This window comes from Candidatus Dormiibacterota bacterium, assembly GCA_035536395.1.
Taxonomy (GTDB): Bacteria; Patescibacteriota; Saccharimonadia; order UBA4664; family DATLOE01; genus DATLOE01.
The window spans coordinates 1-16599 of the sequence record DATLOE010000003.1 but is presented as its reverse complement, the minus strand read 5'-3'; the positions used below and the strand labels follow the sequence as shown (position 1 = coordinate 16599).

The following is a 16599-nucleotide window of genomic DNA, read 5'->3' as shown; positions in this document are numbered from 1 at the left end:
TATGAGTAAGTCGAGCGTTATCATCGCGATAGAGAGTTTGAGTCATGTTGGCCAAACCGTTACCGTAAAAGGATGGGTGCATAATGTGCGCGATCTCGGCCAAATTGCCTTTGTAGAGCTGAGGGACCACACTGGCATTCTGCAGTTAGTTACTACACAGCCCGATAAGCTTCCGAAATTAGCCAATGAGTATGTCATAGAAGCTACTGGTAAGGTGCAGAACCGTAGCCAGCAATATATTAATGCCAAGCTTGCCACGGGTACTGTTGAATTAGATGTAAGCCAGGTAGAGGTCATAAGCCCTAGTCTTGAGCTGCCCTTTGAGGTCCGTAAGGACACAAGAGGTATTAATGAGGAGCTAAGGCTTAAGCATCGGTACCTGGATCTAAGAACCGAGCGCATGATAAAGAATATTAAGCTCCGGCACAATCTAATGAAGACGGTACGGGCCTACCTGGATGGCTCTGGTTTTATAGAGGTCGATACGCCATTGCTTACAAAAGGAACGCCCGAGGGAGCGCGTGAGTTTTTAGTGCCCTCCAGGCTGCACCCCGGTGAGTTTTATGTGCTGCCGCAATCGCCCCAGCAGTTTAAACAGCTGCTGATGGTCGGTGGTATTGGTAGGTATTATCAGATCGCTAAATGCCTGCGAGACGAAGACCAGCGTGGCGACCGCCAGCCGGAATTTACCCAGATTGATATTGAGCTGGCTTTTGCTGATCAAGAGGCTATTTTGCAGCTGAACGAGGATATGATGCGGAATATTGTAAAAGCCATTGCCCCAGATAAAAAAATCAGTTCTGCTCCTTTCCCGCGCTTAAGCTATGATGAGGCTATAAAAAAGCATAAGACTGACCGCCCTGACCTGCGCAAAGACCCGCAAGACGCAGAAGAGCTAGCATTTGCCTGGGTGGTTGATTTTCCAATGTTTGAACGCGATCAGGCAACCGGCAATTTAAATCCGGCTCACCACCCATTTACCTCACCTCAACCGCAGGATATACCGAAACTAGATACTGATCCTTCCAGCGTTAAAGCCCTGGCTTATGATCTCGTTCTGAACGGGGAAGAGATTGCCGGCGGATCTATTAGAATCCACCAGGCCGATCTGCAAAGCAAGCTGTTTAAAGCCTGGGGTTTGACGGAAGAGCAAGCCACAGAGAGGTTTGGCCACATGCTTGCAGCTTTTGAATATGGAGCACCCCCTCATGGCGGGATAGCTTATGGATTTGATCGTTTACTAATGATTCTGGCAGGCGAGCCAAACATTAGGGAGGTTATTGCATTTCCGAAGACGGGCGACGGGCGCGATCCGCTCACAGGCTCCCCGGCGCCTATTACCCGTGATCATCTGACAGAAGCCCATATAGAAGTAAAGCCGCCCAAAAAAGACAAAGGCAACTAGTGCGCAGAATCGTTATTATAATCGGCCTTCTAGCCCTGCCGGCCACTGTTTCTGCCCAGGATAACCTACAGGCTGCAAATGCTAGTGGGGGACAGGGGTCGGTGCAAGCAGCAACCCTGCAGCCAGCACCAAGCAGTCTACAGGCCAGCCAGAATGCACCAGGTGCCCAGCAAACCGCAGGAAGTGAGGCTCTGCAAAGCCCGGCCTCAGGTGAGCAAATTAAGATATATATGCAGGGTGAGGTGGAATCCTCATCTGATGCCCCAGCCGATGAAACTCCAGAATATTGGATACTGCTAATCCCACTGGTGCTGGTCGGTTTATACATTACAGCCAGACGTCTGCACCACATATAAGCCCTGTTGCATCAGATCAGCATAAGCAATATAATGGGATTATGTTGGAGTATACATCCGCGTATTTTTCTGGTGGGAGCTATTGCCTGTGAAGCTTACTTTTAGCAAACTCGCAGTTCTGTCTGTAATCACCACTATAATTGGCGCTACCTCTGGTTTTTTGGCCGACCAGCACCTAGTCTACCCCGGTGAAAGGGGTGAGGCCGGTATTCAAGGATCCCCAGGCCCCACCGGGTCCCCTGGTCTGACCGGCCTCACTGGTGCAAATGGCTCCATCGGCCCTCAGGGAGCCCGGGGCCTGCAAGGCTCAACAGGAGCCACTGGTTCACAGGGTCTCCAAGGCTCCGGCGGAGCTACTGGTGCAACTGGAGCAACCGGGCCCGAAGGCCCTAGTGGCAGCATTAATGATTCTCAGCTTTCAGTCAATGTAGCGTTACTTGACCGAAACTCACAGACTTTCACTGGTAATAATCAGGCGTTTAAGAATAATACTAACTCCACTACAGCTTTTCAGGTGCAGAATGCGGCGGGAATTGCAGTTGTTAGAATCGATACAGTTAATAATCGTTTCAATGTTATTGGTGATGTTACTGCAAATGGTAAGGGGGTATTCGGATCCACTAGTGAATATCCAAGTACCAGCAATTATGATGCTGTTGTTGATGGGCATGAACTATTCACAAAGACCTCAGGTTCTAATATATATGGCGGACATTTCCGTGTTACCTATACGCCCTCGGCGGCATTAACTGCTCCCATGGATCTAAGAGGCGTCATCGGGAAAATTAGGATTGTTTCAACACAAGATATGGAGACACAAGATGTTGATGCCATAGGGGTCATGGGTGAAGTTACTACAGAAAATAATTCGACTACCGGCAATGTTCACAAAATGGATGGTGTTTATGCGAAAGCTACGCATTATGGAACAGGAACAGTCCAATTTCTAAACGGCTTAGATATTCTGGCTTTCAATGATGATGATTTTACTGAAAGTGGCAACGTTACCGAAATGAACGGCATTAAGGTTTTAGTAGGATCGGACAAGACAACGGGAACTGTTACGCAGGCGAGGGGTATTCACATTCAGAATCCATCTGGCGGCGGAAATATCTTAAACAATTATGGAATTAGGATAGACAACCAGATAGCCGGCTCTAGTTTCGATGCTGGTATTAGGATTGATGGTGCTGACAATGCGGCGCTATGGCTTGGAGCTGGTGGGACATTCACCAACGAAGCTAATGGAATATTATTTGGGTCAGGACGTGACGTTAATTTGTACAGAGGGGCAGCTAATCAACTGAAGACGGATGACGACTTCTTGGTTAAAACAGCTACAGACTCCACCACCGCCTTCCAAGTCCAAAACGCCTCTTCGGCTGCTATCTTTACGGTAGATACTTCCGGCCTAAAGATCACCCTAGGCGCAGCCTCAGCCACACCAGTACTGCTGGTGCTGGGTACAAAGAACACGGCCGGGGACCCGACCTGCACTAGCGGAGCCGTGTACTACAACTCTTCTACCAAGCAAGGTAAGGTTTGTGTGGACGGAGCCTGGAGTGCCGTGTCTGCGCCTGTGGTTACTACGCTACCCTCTAGCCCCAGCGATGGCGATGAAGTAACCTACCAAGCCGATGCCACTAATGGTGTTTACTGGCATCTGAGATATCGGGCGGGGTCGGCTAGTGCGCATAAGTGGGAGTTTATGGGGGGCGGAGACCTGATGAGTCAAATAGATACTGCCGAAAATAATAATGGCACCGCCTATCACGATTTGGCTACGGTGGGGCCGTCCATAACCCTGCCCTTGGCCGGAGATTACATTATTTCTCACGGCTCTAACATGCTGGCCAATAACGTAAGTTGGCATTCTACCTTTATGAGCTATCAAATCGGAGCAACCCCCGCAACCGATGCTGATTCAATCTGGATAACGAACACCGAATCTCAGTTCGAACGGGTCCAAGCCTCCCTTTCCAGGGAAAAGTTACACACTGGTCTTAGCGCTGTAACCGTAACTTCGAAATACCGGACTGGGATAGCGGCTAACTCAACTGTGCAGCACCGCTGGTTACGTATTACACCGAGAAGGGTAGGGCCGTAAAGTCTTAATTTGGCGCCAGTGTTATGCAATGTATGTGCTAATTGTGCTTATGGTTCAATAATGGTTAAATATCACTATGGTATGCCCAAGTTGCGGATCAAATGACATTGTCGGTATTCAAGGCCAGCAGTTTTGTATTAACTGCGGGCATAAGCTTGGTGAGTCGGCTTCTAAAACCGCAAAGGTCGTAGCTGCACCCACCGCCAGGCCCAGAATCATGCAAGATGTTAGCCCAGCCAAAACATCGGCACCGGTAGCGCTTAATAAGCCCGCCAGTAAACCGGTAGGAGATATTTCCATTAAACACTTCGCAGCTGAACCGATTTCTACTGATACTCTGCCTACGGCTCCGACAAAGCCTGCTGCCACTCCAGTAGCAAATGCTAAAAAACCAAAGGAAACTGCCTATAAACCGGCAGCAAAAATAGCATCAAAGCCTACGCCCGGCCCATCTAAGAAGCCGGTTTTTGAGACCCCCTCCACCCGTAGCCTACTAGTAGCCGTAAAAACTGCCTTAGGAGTCGCAGTCCCAACGGGGGCAGTAATCGGAGCCGCTGTCTGGCTGAAGTTCGATAGCGACATTATTCTCTACGCCGCCGCAGCTGCTCTAGTAATGGTATTTATCACATTCGTATTAACCGAATGTGCCTTGCTGTATGGCAAGGCAGCTGCTGGTAACGGCCGCCCGCTGCCGAGAAGCCAATGGTGGATGGCTGCCCGGGCCAGCTTTATGGATGTAATAAACATCAACCTGACTTCAATTATGGCCTTATTGTTTCTAGCCCTATCTGGCTATGGCTTCTTTGAGATAGCCAAATTGATACCGTTGGATACAAACTATAAAATAGCCTTTCTGCTAATAACAAATGCTCTTACGTCCTGGGCTGTAATCGGCTTGTATGTCACAAGACATATAGCCATTCCGGCAGTCGTTATCGGGGGCTTCTCATCGAGCCGGGCCCTTCAGCTAGCCTGGCGGATGTATTGGCGCGAAGGTGCGGCCATGCTGCTCTCAGGTTTTGAAACCGTCATTATGAGAGTTATCATCCTGGCAGCCGCAGTAGCTCTTGTAGCCGGCAGCTACCTTGTATCTTTAGGTCAGCCAGCTGAGATTGCAGCTAGTATTATTGCCGGCGGAGTGGCAACAGCTATATTTATAGCCGTACTTGGTTTTCTAGAGGTTGAGATTGCACTTTGGCTTAAGCGCTACCGACGGCTAGCACCCCAGTTTATGCCCCACTTACGGCTCAAGCTTTTAACCGGTCGTGTATCCAAGACCAAACCTTGACGAAAGACTCATTATAGATATACAATTACAGAAGAAGCCGAGAGGCTTTTTAAAATTGCTTTAAAAGGGATACATGAAGCGACTACTGGCCTATATAAGGGATTCCAAAGCCGAACTGCTAAAAGTCGTTTGGCCAACCAGGCGTACAGCCCTCAGGCTGACAGTGGTAGTCATTATTTTCTCCCTGGTCATGGCTTTTTTCCTGGGCGCGATTGACTATCTATTAGCTCAACTCGCTCAGACTGTATTACTAAAAGGGAGATAGCTGCTGCAATGACAAAAGCTACAGAGCAAAAACATTGGTATGTAATCCACACCTACTCCGGATATGAAGACCGGGTGGCAGAAAACCTGCGCCAGAGGATTGTTTCCCTCGGATACGAAGATAAGATTTTTGATGTGATCGTGCCCAAGGAGAATCAGATAGAGATTAAAAACGGACGCCGGCGGATTGTAGAGCGCCGTATATTCCCCGGATATGTCCTTGTACAGATGATCGTAACCGAAGATTCTTGGTTTGTAGTACGTAACACACCGAATGTTACTGGCTTTGTGGGTAGCGGTATCACACCGACACCGATTCCAGAAGATGAGGTGCGGCAGATACAGAAGCGAATGGGAGTAGAGGAGCCAAAATACAAGATCGATTTCACTATTGGCGAGCCTGTAAACATAATCGACGGGCCGTTTAAGGGCTTTGATGGTTCTGTAAATGAGATTGATGAACATAAAGGTAAAATTAAGGTGCTGGTAAACATGTTCGGCCGCGAAACCCCGGTAGAGCTAGACAGCCTGCAGGTAAAGAAAATCTAATGAAGCCTACAAAAAAAGTTACAGCTAAAATCAAAATCCGGGTACCGGCCGGTAAGGCCACTCCGGCGCCTCCAGTTGGGTCGGTCCTAGGTCAGCATGGCCTGAACATGATGGATTTCATTAATGCCTTCAATGAGCAGACACGGGACCTAGGCGACCAAATCGTTCCAGTGGAGGTTACCGTGTTTGAGGACAAGAGCTTTACTTTCGTTACAAAAACACCCCCGGCAGCCGATTTAATCCGTAAAGCTGCGGGAATAGAAAAGGGCTCAGGGGTACCACACAAAGAAAAGGTAGCCAACCTAACTCGCCAACAGGTAGCTGATATTGCTGCTCAGAAAATGCCCAACTTGAGTGCCAATGATCCTGCCGCCGCCGCCAAGATTATTGCCGGGACGGCCCGAAGCATGGGAGTAACGGTAGACGATTAATAACTAATATGACAGTGGGACCCTGAGAGAAGTCGAAGGGGCTTGTACCACAGGAGGATAAATGGCTAAACAAGATAAAAGTGAAAAGAAACAAGAACTAGAAGCTGAAGCCTTCGAGCGGGAAGAAGTACTAGATCTAGAATCCGGCTCCGAAGATATAGATGCATCGGCACTGCCGACACCTAAGGACACAACAGATGTTACGGGTGAGCATATTTTGCGCAACGAGGATGAGGATGAAAAAATAGAGGAAGAGCAAGCGGAGGACAAGCCGGGGAAAGAGCCTAAAAAGCCTGCGGCCAAGGCCGGTAAGCGCTCAGCGAAGTCGGTCAGGGAGGCTGATGATGAAGCAGACCGCAAGGAAAATATTGAAACCGAGCCAAAGCCAGCTGTAAAGAAGCCAGAGCACAAGCCAAACCCCAAAAACCGTCACGGCAAGAACTATCTGGCAGTTAGTGAGCTAATTGACAAAACTAAGCAGTACGACCTGAGTGAGGCAGTTGAGCTGGCCAAGAAGACTTCAAAAGTCAAATTTGATGCCACAGTGGAGCTGCATGTTAATCTGGGTGTTGACCCTAAGCAGGCCGACCAAATGGTACGGGCTAGCGTAGTGCTGCCAGCCGGAACCGGTAAGCAGGCTCGCGTAGCGGTACTTGCTACAGCTAATAAACACGCTGAGGCCAAGAAAGCCGAAGCCGATATTATAAGTGATGGCGATTTACTGGAGCAAATAGAAAAGGGTAAGCTCGACTTCGACGTTTTGATTGCCACACCCGATATGATGCCGAAGTTAGGAAAGGTAGCCAAGGTGCTAGGCCCGCGAAACCTTATGCCGAACCCGAAAAGCGGTACCGTAACGACTAATATAGAAAGCGCCGTCTTACAGGCCAAGGCCGGCAAGATCGAGTTTAGGGTTGATAAGCAATCTATTGTTCACGCGCCTGTCGGCAAGGTAAGCTTTAAGGAGGAAGATCTACTGGCAAACATCAAAGAGGTCGTGAATGGCATCCTAAAAGCCAAACCATCGAGCACTAAAGGTTCATATATTAAGGCGATATCGCTAACTACTTCTATGGGCCCGGGTATAAAACTGGATGCTCAAAAGGCCATAGCCGATTCTAACCCGCGTAATACCTAATTGCCCAACCTAAACCCGCTATGGTAATATCCACCCTGTAAAGTCGGTGAGGTGAGACGGCTTACCTTACCTTGAAATCTACTCTAGGAGCAGGGATGGCAATCACCAGCGGTATCTTCGGTGATGAGGCGAACTTTAGTGATCGCTACATTACCGAGCTAGGAGATTTATGTCAGCTGGTGGAGCATCTGAAAGGCATCGGACTAAAGATTGTTTTGACCTCCGGCTCTTTCGATCTGATCCACCTCGGGCACTTGAAGTATCTGGAGCTCGCGAAAAACATGGGCGATGTTCTGATTGTAGGGGTAGACGGCGACGAAAAAATTCGCCGGCGTAAAGGCCCAGACAGGCCGATGGTCCCGCAAGACGAGCGACTGGAAACACTGGCCTACCAGAGACCAGTGGATATCCTTTATGTGAAAGGTGCTGACGACGAGCGCTGGTCTCTGATCAGTACTGTCCAGCCGGATGTTTTGGTGCTATCAAATGATCATGGCTACAAGCCGGGAGAAATGAAAGCGCTGAAGAAGTTCTGCGGTGAAATAGCCGTGATGGAGCGCCAGTCTACTACTACAACCAGTGAGCGGATTCGGCAGATGTTTATGCATCTGGGCGAAAAGCTCGGCCCGCAACTAGCGGAAATACTGCCACAGCTGATCGACGACATTGCCAGGGGCAAACGATGAGCCAGTTGGCGGTCGCCTATATCCCGGTGCTGCATAGCGGCTATGTTAGTTTTATTAAGCGCCATGCATACGGAGGCAGACTCCTTTTGATTGGCCCGGAGCTGACAGCTGGATATAGGCCAATCGAAAAAGAGATCAGGGCCTTACGAGCTATTGATATGGCATTTGCTATTAATGCACTTGGCATATGCGACTCAGTCGAAATTCTGGATTCCATGGGAGCCTCACAGCTAGCGATGGGGAATCCAAGGTTAGTACTCCCAGATGAGGACATCAGCCGGATGGTTGCCGAGAAGTACTTTCAGCGCTGCCACATCATGTACGACACTGTATTCCTGCGCTGGGATCGCCGTAATACTGTTGCCCTGAATGAGGTCCAGCCGCATAGGGCCATACCCGTCAGTGAGCTAGACAAGCAGTTCATGGCCCAGGCCAAGGAGCTTGCAAAAGGCAGCTCGGACTGGTGGCGCCATGTCGGCGGACTAGCAGTAAAAGATGGTAAGGTGCTGCTGAGTGCCAGGAACGATCATGTACCTTCGCAGCATACCCCATATGCCAATGGCGACCCGAGGGGCAACTTTTACCAAGGAGTACACCTCGAGCTTTCGACGGTAATCCATGTCGAGGCTAGGATTGTTGCCGAGGCTGCCAGGCTGGGAGTATCCCTGGAAGGCGCGGAAATGTACGTTACAGATTTCCCTTGCCCCCCATGTGCCAAGCAGGTAGCCTACAGCGGCATTAGCAGGCTGTACTACTCGGAGGGCTACGCTGTGCTAGATGGCCAAGATGTCTTGGATCAGCAAGGTGTAGAGATAATCCGGGTAGATTTGCAAAGTTAAACCCCCCGACTTTTTTAGGTCGGGGGGTTAATTATTCTTCGGAGCTGAGCTGAGCTTGAACCGTACAGGGGAGCTCTCAGCCAAGGCGGGGTTACCAATCACATAATGAATATGTAAATGTTCCACGCTGCCGGCATTAAACCTCATATCGCCGCTTCTTGCCACAATCGCTTCGCTTGAAGCTTGATGCGCTTGCCTGAGCGTTGCCAGCATGGCGAACAGCTCACTGCCGGCTTCCGTCGGCATTTCTGTAATAGCCGTCACATGCTCTTTGGCTACAATTAGCAGATGCACCAAGGCTCCCTGGTATGGATAGTCGTTCTTGGTAACGTACCAATATTGACCATCCATACAGATTGGCTCTGTGTGATACTGAGCAAAATATTCCAAGCAGAATACACAGATACCCTCATCCTCCAGCTGCCTCATTTTCTCGAGCTGCTCGGGAGTGCGCGCAGCCTCGACGTTGTAGAGACTCATGACTTCCTTTCGAACCTTACATAGCTAAAGCAGATGTCGTTATCTTCTTGATGCGGACCTTGGTACGTGCACCGCCATTGATGATCCAGTTCTGGGAAAACTGCATCTCCTTCGCAGGTTATCTCCACCAGAGTCAGTTCTACACTGGTAGCCAGTGCAAGGGAGTCTGCATATATTTCAGATCCACCGATCACATATATGGCAGACTCCAAGCTGGCAGATTTCAGCATAGCAGGAAGGTCATGAATGACAATACAGCCTTCTGCCTGGTAGTCAGGGTTGCGGGTAGCAACTACATTGATTCTTCCCGGCAATGGCCTAAACCTGTCTGGGAGCGACTCATAGGTCTTACGGCCCATAACGACCGTGTGACCCATTGTCATCTCCTTAAACCTCCTTAGGTCTGCAGGGATGTGCCAGGGAATTTGCCCCTTATTACCGATAACTCGGTTTAGACTGTGAGCCACTACCAGTACCACGCTCATACCGACACCGGTATGCCCGAAATTTCCGGATGAGGATCGTAATCGTACAGATCAAAATGTTCTGCCCGGAAATCATGAATGTCACTTACGGCTTGGCCAGCTTCATTCAGAACCACCGCTGGCAGACGTTTTGGCCATCGCACCATCATCTCACGTGCATGTTCTTCTTGGTCCTCATAAATATGCGCATCCACAATGTAGTGCACATACTCCGTGAACTTGTAGCCCGTCAGATGCTCGATCATGAGGCCCAGAGCGGCATACTGCACCATATTAGAAGGCACGCCAACCGGCGTATCGCCTGAACGCTGCTTCATATGGAGGTGCAGATTGCCATTCATAACACGAGCCTGAATCCAGCCATGACATGGGGCGATCGTATTACGGGACTTAATGCCATATTCACGATGGTTGAACGGCGGCACCCAGGGGCTTACCAGGGCCGTCCTATCCTCGGGCAAATCACGGAGCTTGCGTATCAAATGGCCGAACTGGTCAAAACCTTCCTCATTCGGATCATCTGAAGTTGTGAAATGTCTAAAGGCATGTCCGTATGAACCGGGGCCAAGATCGCCGGCTTCCAGACCGCGCGAACGACATTTGTCTTCTGTGGCCCAAGGCCCCCACCACTTGCAGCCGAACTGCGCAAGCTCGCTTAGGGTGCGTGCACCATTTATGAACGCGCACAGCTCACCGATGCCACTGCGCCAGAACTTACTCATGTCGCGCTGGACGATTATCGGAAATCCATGAGCCAGGTTAAAGCGCATCTGTACACCGATTCTGGAGTAGGCAGCCGGCCCTTGCTTGGTTGCTACCTTCTCTCCATCTCTAATGATGCTTCGAAGTAGGTCTTGGTACTGAATACAGGGGTGTCTTTCTGAGTACGGAAGATATTCAGGCATTTTACCTCTCAAGTTGTAGGGATCACTCGCTCACAAAGCTGCCTGGATAATAGCATTTGCGTTTGTATCTGTAAAACCGTTGACACCAGGGAGTAAAATCGCTATTATACTTTAGTTCACCAAAGACAGGAGCAGCCTTCAGGGCTTAATCCGCTCCCGAGGTAAAACGCCACTTCCGGCGCACTCATGTCTTTGGTACACCCAAGGATTTTTTTATGGCCAAAACCAAGGAAGTCAAACAGCAGAATGTAGAGCAGCTCAAGCAGGATTTAAGCCAGCTGAAGCTAGCGGTACTTACTGATTACCGCGGCTTAAGCGTAGCTGAGATTAACGAGCTAAGAGACACGCTGCGTGAAGAAGGCATTAGCTACAGGGTAACCAAGAACACCCTGCTGCGTATTGCCGTTAAAGACACGCCGGCAATGGCGCATATAGATCCAAGTTCATTTACCGGCCCCATGGCACTAGCCGTATCGGCCGATGATGAAATCGCCCCGGCCCGGGTAGTGTTTCAGTACGCCGCTCAACATAAAGCGCTCGATATCGTCGGCGCCATTACAGCTGACGGCAAGCTGCTCTCGGCCGAGGAGGTTAAGGCTTTGGCTACACTGCCAACCAAGGAAGAGCTTCTAGCCAAGCTGGTAGGAACTTTTACAGCACCAATGAGCGGGCTAGTAGGGGTTATGGGCGGCAACGTACGCGGAATAGTCACAGTGCTGGACGCAATTAAAAATAGTAAGGAATAATTGAAAGGAGTCATTATGGCTGAAGAAGTAAAAGAAGAGAATAAAGAAGAAGCGAAAGAAGAAAAGGCAGAGACTAAGACTGAGGCAAGGGAAGAAAAAGAAGAAAAAATGGAAATTCCTGCTAAATTCAAAGACCTTGTAGGCCAAATCGATAAACTAAGCGTTCTCGAGCTTAGTGAGCTGGTAAAAGTTCTAGAGGACCACTATGGTGTTTCCGCTGCTGCTCCTGCAGCTGTGGCTGCTGCTCCTGCAGCTGGTGGCGGTGAAGAAGCCGCTGAAGAAAAGAGCGCCTATACTGTTATGCTGAGCGCCGCCGGAGATCAGAAGATTAACGTCATTAAGGCCGTACGTGAAGTAACCGGGCTTGGCCTGGCTGAGAGTAAGGCCATCGTTGACGGTGCTCCTAAGGCAGTTAAGGAAAACGCACCCAAGGCTGAGGCTGAAGAGGCTAAGAAGAAGCTGGAAGAAGCTGGCGCTACCGTCGAACTACAGTAAGACCCGTAGAGACAATCTGGCTCAATCTGTAAAAAGTTTTTACTTTACACTGTAAGTGTGTTTGAATGTAGTTAATTACGGTAATACCAAAACAAAAGGAAAATGGTGTGGCAGATTTAGCCGATAAACAACTAAAAACGCTCAAAAAACTGATTGAAACAGCTGAAGCTAATCTGGCTGGCGCTAAAGAGTTGCTGGTTGGCTTGGTGGGTGACGAAAAGACTGTCACTCCAGCCAGCCCAGATTTGCCCAGTGGGGGTAAAATCATAGAAGGTGTCTTTGATGGGCAGAATATGATAGGCCCAGACGGTAAGCTATATCCAGTACCGGCTAATTATGCCTCTAAATCGAAGCTAGTTCAGAATGACACCTTAAAGCTGACCATCCAAGAGGACGGCACCTTTTTGTACAAGCAAATATCTCCGGCAGAGCGCCGTAAACTAATAGGTACCCTGAATCTGAAAGATGGCCAGTACTACGTCGAGGCCCAGGGCAAGGACTACAAGGTGCTTTTTGCCAGCGTCAGCTACTATAAAGCCCAGCCGGGAGATCAGGTAACAGTCGTTATTCCAGATGATGGTGATGCTGAATGGGCGGCTATAGAAGCCGTCATCGCTTAGCCTAAAATTACATTATTTTGCCATTTACTGCTTTTTGCACAGTTTTTTGCACATTATTCGTCATTTTGCCCTCTAGTAGCTAGACGCTCAAAAAGCTATACTGGGTCTTAATAGTAATGCTTGTGGTGATTTGAGCGAGATAGCCTTATACAGAAAATACCGAAGCGATGACTTCAAGGGGGTAATAGGACAGGATCATATTATTACCGCCCTCAAGGGTGCCGTTAATGCCGGCCGAGTGAGCCATGCCTATCTTTTTACTGGCCCCAGGGGGGTAGGTAAAACAACTGTTGCCAGAGTGCTGGCTAAAAGCGTCAACTGCACCGGTACGGGAGAGGCTCCTTGTAAGAAATGCCAAAACTGCCTGGCTGGCTCCACTCACCTCGATATAATAGAGATAGATGCTGCTAGCCATCGCGGAATCGATGACGCTAGAAGCTTGCGAGAGAAAATCGGTCTGGCGCCGGCCATGGGGAAGTATAAGGTATACATCATAGATGAAGTCCATATGCTGACTACCGAGGCCTTTAATGCGCTTCTTAAAACCATAGAGGAGCCCCCTTCGCACGCGATATTCATTCTGGCTACCACTGAGTCTCACAAGCTGCCTGATACCATCATATCGCGCACACAGCGGTTCCAGTTCCAGCCTATAACGGTTACCGATATGGTTAAACAGCTTCTATATATCGCCAAAAGAGAAGAGATAGGACTGGATAAAAATGCAGCTGCACTTCTGGCCGAAGCTTCAAATGGGGGCTTCAGGGATGCAATTAGCCTGCTAGATCAACTGGCAGCTGGGACGGGCAACCAGATCGATTACGAAACTATCCGCCGTATGCTTGGCTGGAGCAGTCAGGACTTAATTGAAGGTATAGTAGGCGCTGTACTTGCGCGCCAGCCAGCCAAGGCCTTGGCTCTAATCGACGACTGCCTAAGCCAAGGCGCTCAGCCCCAGCAGCTAACTTTACAGCTTATGCGCTTCTGTCGTGAAGCTATTCGTAAGGCTTTATCGGTAAATCCGCCAGAGGCCAGCCTTAGTGAATACGTCAAGCTGTTTGAAGCCCTAATCATCGCTAGCCGCCAGCCGCTTCCGGATCTGGCGCTAGAAGCAGCTGTAGTCAGGCTGGCCCTGGGTGAAACAACATTTGTTACACCTCAGGCGCACCCAGCTACTGCCAAGCCGCAGCCGCCAGCAGTGCCCAAGCCGGAGGCAGCCAAGCCGCAAGCGCTGCCGAAGCAGCAGGTAGAGGATAAAGATTTGTGGATGAAGGCTCTAGCTCAAATTAAACAGCGCAATAATTCGCTATACGCCCTACTGGGATCTTCCTGCACTGTTACGTTCGACAATAATAATGTGATTCTAGGCTGTAGATTCGGGTTCCACCGTGACCGCCTGAAAGAGCAGAAAAACATGCTGATTATAGAGACTGCCCTAGCCAGGGTTTATGGCCGCAAGCTTCTTGTACAAGTTCAGGTAGAGGCATCTCCGCGTGTTGCTCAAACCGATCAATCCAATGAGTTAGTAGCCTCGGCTCTGGAGATTTTAGGGGGAGAGGTGGCCCATGACTAACCAAAGCTCTAAAATGCCTTCAAAAGTACCGCCGCAGAACATAGAGGCCGAAACCAGCCTGCTAGGCTCTTTGCTGGTAGATAAAGAGGCGATTATCAAAATAGCCGATATAATCACAGCCGATGATTTTTACGTAGACAAACACGCGCTCGTATTCAGCGCTATTACTGATTTATATGAAGGCCGGCAACCGCTTGATCTCTTAACACTCTCTAACAAGCTCGAGGAGGCCAAAGAGCTGGAGCGTATTGGTGGCGCAGCCTACCTGACCAGCCTGATTGATTCTGTTCCAACTGCAGCCCATGTAGTGCATTACGCGAATATAGTGGCCCATAAGGCCACACTGCGGCGCTTAATTAACGCTGCTGCCAGCATTACGGGACTTGGCTACAAAGAAGACCAACCGCTTGACGGCTTGCTGGATAAAGCCGAGCAGACGCTTTTTCAGGTTTCACAAAAACATTTAAAGCAAAACTTTATTCCAATTAGCGAGGTACTTGCTGAATCATTCGACCGCATCGACGAGCTACATAAAGATAAAAATACCTTAAGAGGTATCCCCACCGGCTTTAAAGCGCTAGACAGGCACCTGGCCGGTCTGCAGAAATCAGATTTAATCATTCTGGCTGCACGGCCAAGTATGGGCAAAACAACCCTGGCGCTTAATATTGCCCAGCAGGTAGCTGTAAAGCAAGGGATTCCAGTCGGCTTGTTTTCTCTCGAGATGAGTAAAGAGCAACTGATCGATCGCTTGCTGGCTGCTGAATCTGGCATTGATTCCTGGAAGCTGCGTAACGGCCGGCTTGAAGACAGTGACTTCCCCAAAATTAATGATGCCATGGCGATCCTTTCAGATGCGCCTTTCTTCATAGACGACTCTTCGCTAACCAATGTTATGGAAATGCGCACCAAGGCCAGGCGCCTGCAGAGTGAGCATGACCTGGGGCTGATAGTGGTCGACTACTTGCAACTAATGAGCGGCCGGAGCCACTCACAGGAAAACAGGGTACAGGAGATATCTGAAATTTCTCGTGGCCTAAAAGGCTTGGCCCGTGAATTAAATGTACCGGTAATTGCACTCAGCCAGCTGTCGCGCTCGGTAGAGCAGCGTAGCCCGCAGATACCGCAGCTGTCTGACCTGCGTGAATCAGGCTCTATTGAGCAAGATGCTGACGTGGTGATGTTTATTTACCGGGAGGACTACTACAATAAAGATTCTCAACAGCCGGGAATTGCTAACATTCTGATTAGAAAACACCGTAACGGCCCCACTGGCGATGCTGAACTCTACTTCCAGCCAGAGCAGCTGATCTTCCGAGATATCGACCGTGTACATGTTGCACCGGCAGTTTAAGCTTTACAAAAGATATTTGTAGCGGTTATGCTTGAGTCAGGAAACGCTATGGCAAAACAGAAAACAGGTGCTCAAGTCGGTCGTTTCGGGCTGATTGGTGTGCTCAATACAGTCATCGATTATGTGGTCTTTATAGGGCTGACTAAGCTATTCTCTATACCACTCGACAGGGTATGGACAGCCAAGCTGGTATCTGGAGCTCTAGCTATGGCTAATAGTTTTTACTTTAATAAAACTTGGGTATTTAAATCCGGCAATAAGCATGCCGGGCAGCAGTTCGCTCGCTTTATGGTTTCAACCCTAGTGGGCGTCTTTATTATTCAGTTGGGTCTGGTGCAGTTCTTCTCAAGTGTTTTCCCCGATATTGGCCAGTTGTTTTACCTGATTGCGGCTAGCCTGGGCGTAACAGCCCTGCTGCCAGCAGTCATTACTCAAGCTTTTGTAATTAAAACCGTCGCCTTTGGGCTCGCCACTATAGCCAGCATGAGCTGGAACTTTCTACTCTACAAATTTTGGGCTTTTAAGAGTTAAGAATGAAGAAGCTGCGCTTATTATTTATAGACCGTCACCGCACAGCGCTTGTCCTTATTATTTTAATAGCCATATTCCTGCGCTTCTGGCAGCTTGATTCATTACCTCCAGGACTGCATCCAGATGAAGCGGCTAATGGACTGGATGTCTTCAGGATGTTCGATAATCTAGATTTTAGACCGCTTTATGATACGAACGGACCGAGAGAGGCGCTGTTCTTCTATTTGCAGGCTATATTTGTCGGACTCTTGGGCAACAGCATTCTTGCGCTCCGTATAGCCCCCGCAATTATTGGTGTAGCTGCCGTTATAGCTGTTTATGCCTGGGGTAAGAGCTGGTTTGGCAGC

The 16599-nt window shown here is 49.4% G+C and carries 19 protein-coding genes and 1 other annotated feature; of the genes, 16 read left to right on the top strand and 3 right to left on the bottom strand.

Translation table 11 applies throughout. The features are described 5' to 3' along the window. Position 1 precedes the first annotated feature (1 nt). The 9 genes from VNA68_00380 (at position 2) to VNA68_00340 (ending at position 9063) form a co-directional block, all read left to right on the top strand. Positions 2 to 1405 (top strand): amino acid--tRNA ligase-related protein, encoded by a 1404-nt coding sequence (locus VNA68_00380; protein HVE80592.1) that lies wholly within the window; start codon positions 2 to 4, stop codon positions 1403 to 1405. After that, positions 1405 to 1761, top strand: a complete 357-nt coding sequence (locus tag VNA68_00375; protein HVE80591.1) for a hypothetical protein — start codon at positions 1405 to 1407, stop codon at positions 1759 to 1761. Before VNA68_00380 ends, VNA68_00375 begins: the two co-directional genes overlap by 1 nt. Before the next feature lie 88 nt (positions 1762 to 1849). Beyond that, positions 1850 to 3868 (top strand): collagen-like protein, encoded by a 2019-nt coding sequence (locus VNA68_00370; protein HVE80590.1) that lies wholly within the window; start codon positions 1850 to 1852, stop codon positions 3866 to 3868. Between the two features lie 76 nt (positions 3869 to 3944). Then, positions 3945 to 5156, top strand: coding sequence for a hypothetical protein (locus tag VNA68_00365; GenBank protein ID HVE80589.1), 1212 nt, complete (start codon positions 3945 to 3947; stop codon positions 5154 to 5156). 273 nt (positions 5157 to 5429) lie between these two features. Continuing rightward, complete coding sequence (gene nusG, locus VNA68_00360; protein HVE80588.1) at positions 5430 to 5969, top strand: transcription termination/antitermination protein NusG; 540 nt, start codon at positions 5430 to 5432, stop codon at positions 5967 to 5969. Further along, positions 5969 to 6400, top strand: a complete 432-nt coding sequence (gene rplK, locus VNA68_00355) for a 50S ribosomal protein L11 (protein HVE80587.1) — start codon at positions 5969 to 5971, stop codon at positions 6398 to 6400. Before nusG ends, rplK begins: the two co-directional genes overlap by 1 nt. A 61-nt stretch (positions 6401 to 6461) precedes the next feature. Next, positions 6462 to 7538: a 50S ribosomal protein L1 gene (rplA, locus tag VNA68_00350; protein HVE80586.1), complete on the top strand. Its 1077-nt coding sequence runs from the start codon at positions 6462 to 6464 to the stop codon at positions 7536 to 7538. 95 nt (positions 7539 to 7633) lie between these two features. Then, positions 7634 to 8224, top strand: a complete 591-nt coding sequence (locus tag VNA68_00345) for an adenylyltransferase/cytidyltransferase family protein (protein HVE80585.1) — start codon at positions 7634 to 7636, stop codon at positions 8222 to 8224. Beyond that, entirely contained in the window at positions 8221 to 9063 is an 843-nt protein-coding gene (locus tag VNA68_00340) for a deaminase (protein ID HVE80584.1), read from the top strand. Before VNA68_00345 ends, VNA68_00340 begins: the two co-directional genes overlap by 4 nt. 27 nt (positions 9064 to 9090) lie before the next feature. On the opposite strand, the gene VNA68_00335 is transcribed toward VNA68_00340, so the two are convergent. From VNA68_00335 to thyA, 3 genes are read right to left on the bottom strand one after another with little or no spacing between them, the layout of a single operon-like run. Next, positions 9091 to 9543, bottom strand: coding sequence for an HIT domain-containing protein (locus tag VNA68_00335; protein ID HVE80583.1), 453 nt, complete (start codon positions 9541 to 9543; stop codon positions 9091 to 9093). Then, complete coding sequence (locus VNA68_00330) at positions 9540 to 10028, bottom strand: dihydrofolate reductase (protein ID HVE80582.1); 489 nt, start codon at positions 10026 to 10028, stop codon at positions 9540 to 9542. Before VNA68_00330 ends, VNA68_00335 begins: the two co-directional genes overlap by 4 nt. Then, positions 10025 to 10933 carry a thymidylate synthase gene (gene thyA / locus VNA68_00325; GenBank protein ID HVE80581.1) on the bottom strand — a complete coding sequence of 303 codons (909 nt, stop codon included), beginning with the start codon at positions 10931 to 10933 and terminating at the stop codon, positions 10025 to 10027. The genes VNA68_00330 and thyA overlap by 4 nt, the downstream gene beginning before the upstream one ends. 101 nt (positions 10934 to 11034) lie before the next feature. Next, positions 11035 to 11156: a sequence feature (ribosomal protein L10 leader region), on the top strand. Between thyA and rplJ the strand changes: the two genes are divergently transcribed. The 7 genes from rplJ to VNA68_00290 form a co-directional block, all read left to right on the top strand. Next, entirely contained in the window at positions 11149 to 11679 is a 531-nt protein-coding gene (rplJ, locus tag VNA68_00320) for a 50S ribosomal protein L10 (GenBank protein ID HVE80580.1), read from the top strand. (Overlaps the previous feature by 8 nt.) Positions 11680 to 11787: 108 nt before the next feature. Then, positions 11788 to 12174 carry a 50S ribosomal protein L7/L12 gene (rplL, locus tag VNA68_00315; GenBank protein ID HVE80579.1) on the top strand — a complete coding sequence of 129 codons (387 nt, stop codon included), beginning with the start codon at positions 11788 to 11790 and terminating at the stop codon, positions 12172 to 12174. A 107-nt stretch (positions 12175 to 12281) separates the two neighbouring features. Continuing rightward, complete coding sequence (locus tag VNA68_00310) at positions 12282 to 12794, top strand: hypothetical protein (GenBank protein ID HVE80578.1); 513 nt, start codon at positions 12282 to 12284, stop codon at positions 12792 to 12794. Positions 12795 to 12924: 130 nt separating this feature from the next. After that, on the top strand, positions 12925 to 14367 hold the full coding sequence (dnaX, locus tag VNA68_00305) for a DNA polymerase III subunit gamma/tau (protein ID HVE80577.1): 1443 nt from the start codon (positions 12925 to 12927) through the stop codon (positions 14365 to 14367). Next, positions 14360 to 15721: a replicative DNA helicase gene (gene dnaB, locus VNA68_00300; GenBank protein ID HVE80576.1), complete on the top strand. Its 1362-nt coding sequence runs from the start codon at positions 14360 to 14362 to the stop codon at positions 15719 to 15721. The genes dnaX and dnaB overlap by 8 nt, the downstream gene beginning before the upstream one ends. A 48-nt stretch (positions 15722 to 15769) precedes the next feature. Then, complete coding sequence (locus VNA68_00295; protein HVE80575.1) at positions 15770 to 16252, top strand: GtrA family protein; 483 nt, start codon at positions 15770 to 15772, stop codon at positions 16250 to 16252. Between the two features lie 2 nt (positions 16253 to 16254). Continuing rightward, positions 16255 to 16599: hypothetical protein (locus tag VNA68_00290; GenBank protein HVE80574.1), on the top strand; the 345-nt coding region annotated here is incomplete at its 3' end.

Coding starts and splice junctions, on each gene's coding strand:
- thyA (HVE80581.1), bottom strand. CDS start 10,933: ATGCCTGAATATCTTCCGTACTCAGAAAGACACCCCTGTATTCAGTAC.
- rplK (HVE80587.1), top strand. CDS start 5,969: ATGAAGCCTACAAAAAAAGTTACAGCTAAAATCAAAATCCGGGTACCG.
- VNA68_00345 (HVE80585.1), top strand. CDS start 7,634: ATGGCAATCACCAGCGGTATCTTCGGTGATGAGGCGAACTTTAGTGAT.
- nusG (HVE80588.1), top strand. CDS start 5,430: ATGACAAAAGCTACAGAGCAAAAACATTGGTATGTAATCCACACCTAC.
- VNA68_00295 (HVE80575.1), top strand. CDS start 15,770: ATGGCAAAACAGAAAACAGGTGCTCAAGTCGGTCGTTTCGGGCTGATT.
- rplA (HVE80586.1), top strand. CDS start 6,462: ATGGCTAAACAAGATAAAAGTGAAAAGAAACAAGAACTAGAAGCTGAA.
- VNA68_00365 (HVE80589.1), top strand. CDS start 3,945: ATGGTATGCCCAAGTTGCGGATCAAATGACATTGTCGGTATTCAAGGC.
- VNA68_00340 (HVE80584.1), top strand. CDS start 8,221: ATGAGCCAGTTGGCGGTCGCCTATATCCCGGTGCTGCATAGCGGCTAT.
- VNA68_00330 (HVE80582.1), bottom strand. CDS start 10,028: ATGAGCGTGGTACTGGTAGTGGCTCACAGTCTAAACCGAGTTATCGGT.
- VNA68_00335 (HVE80583.1), bottom strand. CDS start 9,543: ATGAGTCTCTACAACGTCGAGGCTGCGCGCACTCCCGAGCAGCTCGAG.
- dnaB (HVE80576.1), top strand. CDS start 14,360: ATGACTAACCAAAGCTCTAAAATGCCTTCAAAAGTACCGCCGCAGAAC.
- VNA68_00380 (HVE80592.1), top strand. CDS start 2: ATGAGTAAGTCGAGCGTTATCATCGCGATAGAGAGTTTGAGTCATGTT.
- rplL (HVE80579.1), top strand. CDS start 11,788: ATGGAAATTCCTGCTAAATTCAAAGACCTTGTAGGCCAAATCGATAAA.
- rplJ (HVE80580.1), top strand. CDS start 11,149: ATGGCCAAAACCAAGGAAGTCAAACAGCAGAATGTAGAGCAGCTCAAG.